Origin of the sequence: Microcoleus sp. MON2_D5 (assembly GCF_036701905.1) — a bacterium.
GTDB lineage: Bacteria > Cyanobacteriota > Cyanobacteriia > Cyanobacteriales > Microcoleaceae > Microcoleus.
In genome coordinates this window covers 49,368-55,566 of record NZ_JAUBRM010000049.1, presented here as the reverse complement: position 1 = coordinate 55,566, position 6,199 = coordinate 49,368, and the positions used below count along the sequence as shown (strand labels likewise).

Annotated in this window: 3 protein-coding genes; 1 reads left to right on the top strand and 2 read right to left on the bottom strand. The window is 45.5% G+C overall.

The annotated features are described in order from the left end of the window. Positions 1–184 precede the first annotated feature (184 nt). Both QUA47_RS18895 and QUA47_RS18890 read right to left on the bottom strand, forming a co-directional pair. Entirely contained in the window at positions 185–886 is a 702-nt protein-coding gene (locus QUA47_RS18895; RefSeq protein ID WP_333431864.1) for a GUN4 domain-containing protein, read from the bottom strand. 243 nt (positions 887–1,129) lie between these two features. Next, positions 1,130–5,797, bottom strand: coding sequence for an Hsp70 family protein (locus tag QUA47_RS18890; RefSeq protein ID WP_333431863.1), 4,668 nt, complete (start codon positions 5,795–5,797; stop codon positions 1,130–1,132). A gap of 136 nt (positions 5,798–5,933) precedes the next feature. Here QUA47_RS18890 and QUA47_RS18885 point away from each other — a divergent pair, with 136 nt between their 5' ends. Next, on the top strand, positions 5,934–6,122 hold the full coding sequence (locus QUA47_RS18885) for a hypothetical protein (RefSeq protein ID WP_333431862.1): 189 nt from the start codon (positions 5,934–5,936) through the stop codon (positions 6,120–6,122). Positions 6,123–6,199: the final 77 nt, after the last annotated feature.

Below are 6,199 nucleotides of genomic sequence, written 5' to 3'. Positions count from 1 at the left end.
TCGAATGCCAAGGCAAAACGCGAACTGAATTTTCAGCCGCGACCGTTGGAATGGGTGGTTGACACCGCCTGGAAATCCTGAAACTCCTGAAACTGCCTGTGGTGATGGCGCTGGGTGAGTTTTGGTATTTAGAGGCGATCGCTCAAAAATACAATCAGTTTGATTGCAGTTTGATTGAGGAGCGTCAAGGTAGCTTGCAACTATCCATGCGGGATACCAAAGATGCGACGGGGCGACCAAAGCCAGCCAATACCGTGCTGCGCCGCCACCACAGCGTAGGTAAGTGACCCGCAAGAGCACTCAGGTTGAAGGTAACGCGCTTGTACTCTATCCATTCACCGTCCACAAGGTGTCCGGTAATTTCCCCAAAGCGTTGACCCGCATCGTCTACGTCTGGATTAGTAGCAACGGTACTTTTCCAAATACGCTTTTGAACGCTGAAGCCGAAGTGACCGCCAGAAGATGCCAACCATAGTTTGTCTAAGGCGTGGAGGTCGGAACAGGGAATTTGCTCGATTTCTCCTGGCTCAAAGGAATCCTCAAATTGTCGTCCAACTTTTTTGAGCATGAGTTTGGCTGTTTCCTCATCTGCTTGTTGCCACTGCCTAGCGCCTAAGAAATCTCGCAGTTGGGCATAATCTTTGTAGAGCGCTTCTACGGTGAGGGAACCAACTTGACCATCAGCTACTAGATTTTGGTCTTTTTGAAATGCTTTTACGGCGGTTTCAGTTTTAGGGCCGAATTGACCATCTGGGTTGCCGGGATGCCACTTGGGGCGATTCGATTGTTTAGATAAATCAATCAATCGCACTTGCAATTCCCGCACATCTTCTCGCGCTGTTGCCAACCCATCGCCTGATTTAAGAATGCTTTTCCATCCCCACATACTCTGAACCTCGTGATTTTCTTTGTACCTGAACCCATTCTGAGCAATCCTATGGACGTATGACCAGTCGCATATTTGAGTGTCACTCATTTGAGGGACAAAAAATGTTAGTTATTTTAGTTAGGATTACAGATTTAAGCGATTAGTATTACGGCTATATTTACCGATCACTTTAAGGATTGATCGCTCCGAAGTCATCGATCGCCCTCAAATTCCTTCAACTTCCACCTGCAACTCATACACTTAGTTATTCAAGCGTTGTCGAATGCTCGTAGAAAGACGGCGTAAAATCTCAACCGGAATAGCGTAGAAAGACTGCTCACTGTAAAATTGCCCACTCTTGGGATCCGGTCTTCGCTCTGTCCAAAATGTTAAAAGTCCTATAACCTCTCCTAACCGATTTAAAAGGGGAGCACCGCTGATTCCTCCTTGAAGTTGAATGCTGACCTCTAGCACTCGCTCAGTACAGAATTGATTCTGTCGGATTCGGTTAACCAGTCCAGTATTGCAATAGAGATTTTCTTCAAATCCACCACTTTCAGGAGATGGAAAACCAACCGTCATAATTCGTTCTCCTACCTCAACTAATTCCGAGAAACCTAACCGCAAAGGCACGAGAGGTGAATGTTCTGACACTAAATCTAGAATTGCTACGTCATCTGCTCCCCAAGTAGGTAAATGAATGGCTGCAACTTGGCAACTACCTTCTTTTGTGACAACGCAAATAGCTTCTGGCGCCACACATTTTCCTGTTACTCGATCTATGAGAACGTGACGGTTTGTTGCCACCTGGCTATAACCAATAGCAAAACCACTACCACTTGCGACAAGTCCTCCTAAATTGACTTGAATCCAAACAAATGAAGAGGCATAGATAGAAACTGCGCGATTGAGGTTTTCAAAATCGGGACTGTGAACTTTCAATTCTTCAGCGCGGTCTAGAAGTAGTGCTGCATAAGCTTGATGTTGTCGGGAACGTGCTAAAATTTCTAGCTTCAATTCAAGCTGAGGTAAAGATAAGGGAGCATTGATTCGCTGAAATTGGGCGAGTGCTTCTGAGTAACGATTCAGGCTAATAAAGTATTGGGCGAGCGCTTCGGCATCTCCTTCAGGATTAATAGAGAGGTTCTCAATTGTACTCAGCCATTTGTGGTAAGTTGCAGAAATCTCTGTGATATTCAGCATAGCATCGCGGGCTCGCAGGAATAGTCGATCGCCCTCATCCACCAACTGTTGCACTTGATTTTCAAGTTCTGTAGAACGCCAATTGAATGAACTATAGCTCTGTAGCCAAGTTTGTATACTCCGGCTCAAAGTACCCCATTGATCTAGGGCAAGCCTTACTTTCATCTCTGCTTCACTGCGACCGCGATAAACCTCAAAAAAGACCTCATTATCTCTATCCGTTGGCAAATATTGCTCTCTGTACCGCTCATAAGAGCGAAGTCGTTCCTGTAAACGAACCGACAATCCAAGAATATCTGTCTGCTCTGCCTCACGAAGTATAACTGTCAATTCGGCCACAAGTTTTTCTAATCGTCCAAGCATTGTTTGATAAAGCTGCGAATCTCGAAATCTACCCTGAAGAGAAGCCGTTTGAGCCGGTGTCAATAGATGAGAATCGGCGATTGTAATGCTCTGTTGATTTCCAGTGGCAGCATCGCGGGCAGTTACAGTTAGCAGGCAATTAGCATCAATTTTAAACGTGACATCAATTTGGGGAACACCTGCTTCTGCCAAGGGAATGCCTTGCAGAATAAATTGTCCAATCTTGAAATTTTCTTCAGGAATCGGCGATTCTCCCTGAAAAACTTCAATTCTGACTTGAGTTTGATTATCTTCTATTGTTGTATAGCGTTGCGTTTTATCTGTAGGAATAGTGGTGTGTTTAGTAATGACTGAATCAAACTTGAATTGTCCTGGTTCAGTTTGGCATTTGATGCCAAGACTAAATGGTACAGCATCCAACAATAACCATCCGGGTAAAGCATCCATCAAAATAGCAGCTTGTAGGACGGCTCCCCGCGCCACCGCAGTTAGAGGATCGACATCTGAACCAGGTGTCAGTTTAAATACACTTTGAATACAGCGATGGACGGCAGGCATAATTGCTCCTCCGCCGATTAATAGAATGCGATCTGGTTTGTGAGTGATTTTTTGGCAGGCTGCTTGAATCCGTTCTAACCAAGATGATGCAAGACGTTCCAGCTCTGCTCGTGTTAAGGTCAACTCAACATTGCGATCGCCCACAAGTTGCGGTAAGTCGATTGTCCAACTATGGCAAGCAGAAAGTTCTATTTTTAGTTCTTCACAAGCTTGACGCAAACGAGTGGCGGCTTGACTATTGCTGTAAACTTCTTGCCCAGTTTCTGCTGCAATTACGCCTATAAAATGAGCATATAATAGCTCATCTAAATCGGCACTACCCAGGGTATTATCTCCCTCAATAGCCAGCACTTCAAAAACATTTTGATCTACTTCTATAATCGATAAGTCAAACGTACCTGCTCCTAAATCAGCAACTAGAATTGTTTCATTTTCCCTTTGTTGGCGAATTCCTTGAGCCAAACACGCTGCTGTTGGCTCGTGAATGAGCCGGATAATGTTGACATTTGCTAAGATTCCAGCCGTTCGGGTGGCTTGTTTCTGCGCGTCATTAAAGTAAGCTGGGACGGTAATCGCCACATTAGCTAATGGAATGCTCGGAGGATGCTTTCTCAGAAACTCTTTCACCCAATCTGAGGGTGGAGCTTGACCCATCACACGAATCGCTCGCGCAGAAACTTTTTCGCCAATCTTTTTATACAGATGCTCTCTGGCTAACTCACGGGTATGGTTAATGATGCGGGCAGCTATTTCTTCTGGACGATAATCCTGACCTCCTGCTCTAAATTTTCGCTCGGTTCCCATCTCCCGCTTAGCTTTAGTAATAATGGCACGAGGAGACTTGCCTAGTAATTCTAAGATTGATAAACCAATTAATTCCCGTCCTTGCTGGTCGATCGCAAAGACTGATGGAATTTGCCGCCGCCCCTGCCATTCTACGACCTCTGGCTCACAGGTCCGCTTGTTGTAGACACAGACTACGCTATTGCTTGTACCCAAATCCAGTCCAATTGCATCAATATAGTCTGCCAAAACTTCTCGGCTGGCAGCTTGTACCCAGGCAAATGCCTGGTCTTCAAATCTACGCCGATCCAGTACCTCAATCCCAGGAAGCTCGATTGCCACAATATCTAGCCACTTCTGCTCAACCAGATTGCGCTCTCCTAAATCTCGTATCCGACGCCATAACCGCGCTTTTTCATCGGTTGCTCGTTGAGGATCGCTGGCTTTTGCTGCACAAAGTTCTGCCAGTTGCTCGACTCGCCCTGCTTTTGTGAGTAATTCTTGAAAGCGGTCATCAAAAATCACTTGCTCATCACCAAGCTGTTGCCGGCGCAATTGGGCTGCCCGCCAAAACTCTGTTGCCTGCTCGTACATAGCGATTGCCTGCTCCGTTTCTCCTAAACCCTCGTAGAGCAGCCCTGCCATGAAAAAGTCTCCTCCCTGTTCCAGAAGCTGTGCTTTTTTGATAGGATTTGGAGCATCGGGTTCCGCAGCTTCCAAAGCCGAAAGAGCCTGACCAAACGCACTCGCTTTCTCGAACAATAAAGAGGCTGCAAAGTAATCTTGGGCTTTTTGGGCTTGCAATCCAGCTTCCAAATAATTTCCTGCTGCTTCTTCCAACAGGCTCCTTTGTTTAAAAATTGATGTTGCAGATAAACCTTCAGAAGCCCTTAATTCAGCTTCAAAAGCGGAACGGGCTGTTCTGACTACTTCCGATAAGAAGTGTTGGGTGCGGTTAGCCTCAGCCTGTATGGTTGAATCTTGGGATTTGCTGCGCCAAGCATCTCCTACCGCTTTTAGCAAGCGAACAGCGGACAAAAATTCAAGACGTTCTAAGTGAAACCGGACTGCATTATCTATTGCCTCTCGAATCGATCTTATCCAGTCAGAACTAACAACAGGACAGTGTTGGATCGCAAGGTCAAACTGTCCCAGTTGTTGGTAACAATTGCTAATGCCTTCTGGGTTGTCTGCTTTCTGAAAGTGTAATAGAGCTTCTGCATGATTACCTTCCTCCCAGAAACTTTCAGCCACTTTTTGGTGCGCTAGGGCGATCGCCTCAGTATCTCCCCACTGCTGCGATAATGCCAGCATTCTGAGCGCAGCATTTTTACCTGTTACAAACTGGAGATAGCAGATTGCACTGCGGTAGTCCAAAGCCGCTTCTGCCAATTCTGATGCCCGTTCGTAATAACGCAGAACAGCATATACCTGGTGAATTTGAGGCAGGTCAGCAGGTTGAAATTGCGTGAAAAAGTCTCTCCAGGAATCAAGAAGCCCAAAAGAATGCTTTTCTAGAAAGATTTTAAGAATGGAGGTAAGTTCTGGTGAGGTGAGTAGCCCTTCATTTCGTAGCTCTAGCAGTCTGACCAATAGCGCATTAGTGTCGCCCAAGGAAGCCAGTTTTGTGCAAATCTGTTGCTGTACTTGTCGAATAGATGACTGTTCATTTAACCGTTTGGAAAGTCGCCATGCTGCATTAAGACCCTGAGTTGTCTGAGGTGTTGTGTCTATCAGGATAGAAAGTGCTCGTCCCACTGGAATGGTTGATCTGAAAACTTGGTTATCAAAAAGCGGATCGAACCTGACCACAATCTGAATTACCGAGAGTGCATCGCATTGGCTAGCCAGAGACAAAGCTTTGGCATACGTCGTCCAAGCTTTGCCCCGCTCTCGATCGTCCAACTGTTTTTGTAGCGTGGTACAAGTCCGGGCTAACCGTTCCCTCAATCCCCACAGCTTGTTCCAAAACCGCTTTAAGACTTGCACTATTCGGCGTATACTTAGATTCCAGTTAGCCATATATACGATATCCGATGCGAGGATTTTAGTCATTATTAAATAAATAACTCTTAAAGTCAACTCATAAAATTCATAACTTTGACTTCAGAATAGTCATTTTTATCGGCAAAATAGAACTCTGAGGCTGAGATAATTATTGATTAAGCCTCGTTCCGATTCCCGATTCTGCTCGTTGACTCCTGATGAACTGCTATTTTTGCAAGAATTTAAAGATACAGCAATGAGGTCGTTCGGCATTGAGGATATGCCCCCTGATGATGCCCTCCAACAAACTGCTGAAAAGTTGCTGATTAAAGTGCAATCAAGGGCTTTGAAACTGAAGTAATTGTCGAGCGTGCCTCCGTAGTTTGCTGGGGCTTTCTGAAAGCATTGACCGCTTACACATCAGGTCGGGTTTAGAAT

Excerpts from the sequence above, each read along its gene's own strand:
- QUA47_RS18895 (WP_333431864.1), bottom strand. The coding sequence starts at position 886 with ATGTGGGGATGGAAAAGCATTCTTAAATCAGGCGATGGGTTGGCAACA.
- QUA47_RS18890 (WP_333431863.1), bottom strand. The coding sequence starts at position 5,797 with ATGGCTAACTGGAATCTAAGTATACGCCGAATAGTGCAAGTCTTAAAG.